The 2,021-nt window shown below is 31.8% G+C and carries 2 protein-coding genes; one reads left to right on the top strand and one right to left on the bottom strand.

Annotated features, from left to right (window positions below):
* Positions 1-121: 121 nt before the first annotated feature.
* A complete protein-coding gene (locus BFL01S_RS19455; protein WP_305777687.1) occupies positions 122-466 on the top strand; it encodes a CBO0543 family protein in 345 nt (114 codons plus the stop codon).
* An 8-nt stretch (positions 467-474) separates the two neighbouring features.
* On the opposite strand, the gene BFL01S_RS19450 is transcribed toward BFL01S_RS19455, so the two are convergent.
* On the bottom strand, positions 475-1,950 hold the full coding sequence (locus BFL01S_RS19450; RefSeq protein ID WP_061786704.1) for a recombinase family protein: 1,476 nt from the start codon (positions 1,948-1,950) through the stop codon (positions 475-477).
* Between the last annotated feature and the right edge of the window lie 71 nt (positions 1,951-2,021).

Raw genomic sequence — 2,021 nt, 5'->3', positions numbered from 1 at the left:
GATAAGGGATGATAACAATAGATAATATATTTGAAAATTTTAAGGAATTACGTTTATTATAGGATAAACTGTACCTTTTAGAATTAAATAATTGGCTAAAGAATGAATTTTTAACTTGGGAATGGTGGATATTAGTTGGTTTTTAGTTGTGCCTTGGATTATTATATGGTCTAAACTCGTTAAACGAGACATTATTTTAGAAATTTTGTTGTTTGGTACCATAATTATCATAACAACAACCTTATTAGATGTAGTTGGCTTACAATATAGGTTTTGGGATTATCCAATTGCATTCCTACCTATTATTCCTAGGGCCTTTCCCTTTGATTTTTCAATGGTACCTGTAGCTTACATGTTGTTATATCAATATTTTAGAACATGGAAATTTTTTATAATCGCACAAATCACTATGGCACTCACATACGCCTTTATTGGTGAACCTGATGCTAGACTAAAAAGTACATAGCATGCTGTTTATAGCCACTCAATTTCAATTGTTACTTCAGGAACCTCTGTTTTAGTATTATGATTTGCAATCGCATTTGTTGAAAACCAAATTTTTTTAATGAACGTTTTTAGGAAAGCATTACACTCCTCTGGGTCAAGCATCTCTATCCTATCTATTACATCAATAATTTTTTCTAACCTTCTTTGTTCTTTTTCAGTGTTTTTTAAGTTTTTTATTTGAATATCCACTAATTCCAGCTGTTGCTTTACCTGTTTAATTTGTCTCTCATTCTCCTCACTCATTACAAGAAAATCACTCTTACTAATTTCGCCGTCTGCTCTCATTATTGTTAAATTTTTTTGTCTCTTTTCAAATTTTTCTAATTGCTTTCCTAAGGAATCGACTTGATTTTTTAATTTATTTTCTTCATCCGAAGTATCAAGAGATTTTAATTTCTGAATTGCCTTTTCAAAGTCTACCTTCTTTTCTTTGACCTTATTAATCACATAATCTTCCACCGGAAGATATTTATGTCCCCTATCTCTGCAAGTATTATTGCTTATTTTATAACTACAAGATTTGATATAATCCGTTTCGTTTCCATCTATTTGGATATATCTTTTTCTTTCACAGCAATTACAATAAATTAGGTTTTGTAGTTTTCGTGTTGCTTTCTTTTTGTTGAAAAATTTTCCTGCTGTGTTTTCTTCAAGAATTTTTTGCACCTCTAACCATTGTTGCTTTTCAATGATCGGTTCGTGTGCATTTTCAACGAAAACCTCATCAACAACTCTACCGTTTACCCTTCTACATGCTTGAACTACACCATAGTAAACAACATTTCTTCTTAATGATGATATATGGGAGGAAGTTAAGACTTTTCCAATTCTACTTCTCCAACCTAGCGTATCTAATTGTTTGGCTATTTCATTCGCACTAACTCTTTCTAATGTCTTTTGGAATATGTACCTAATTATTTTTGCTTCTTCTTCAACAATGACCAATCTTTGATTTTTGTCCTTTTCATATCCCAAGGGTGCCTTATTACTGTTTGTCCATCTACCTTGTTCTGCAGCAGCTAATCGACCTCGACTTAGACGTTTTTTGATTTGCTTATACTCAAAATTTGCCAACATTGCCTGGAACGAATATAACATCTCATTACTTTCCTGAGTAAGATCAATTGCCCCTTGGGGTGTCAAAATTTTTATGTCATTTGCTATTAGCATGGTTTTAATTTGTTCTGCATAGGCATTGTCACGGGAAATCCGATCAATATCCATAACCAAAAGATAATCGTATTCATCTAATTTATTTAGCAATTGAGTTAATTGAGCTCTTTGAGTATTGATACCACTAGAAATTTCTTGATAAACGTCATAAGTCAAGTTATGTTGCTTTGCAAGTTTGACAAGAGCATTTCGATGATGTGTTAAAATTTCCTCAATATCTAATTGTTCCTCATTCCTTGATAATCGTAAATAAATCGCAGCCAATGCCATTTCTTATCCCCCTAATGTGTCATAATAAAATCATAACACATGACCAATAATAATAGAAAGTTAATATCTGT

Origin of the sequence: Priestia flexa NBRC 15715 (assembly GCF_001591565.1) — a bacterium.
In the GTDB taxonomy this organism is placed as follows: Bacteria; Bacillota; Bacilli; order Bacillales; family Bacillaceae_H; genus Priestia; species Priestia flexa.
Note: the sequence above shows the minus strand (reverse complement) of the source record. Positions and strands in the feature narration are given on the sequence as shown.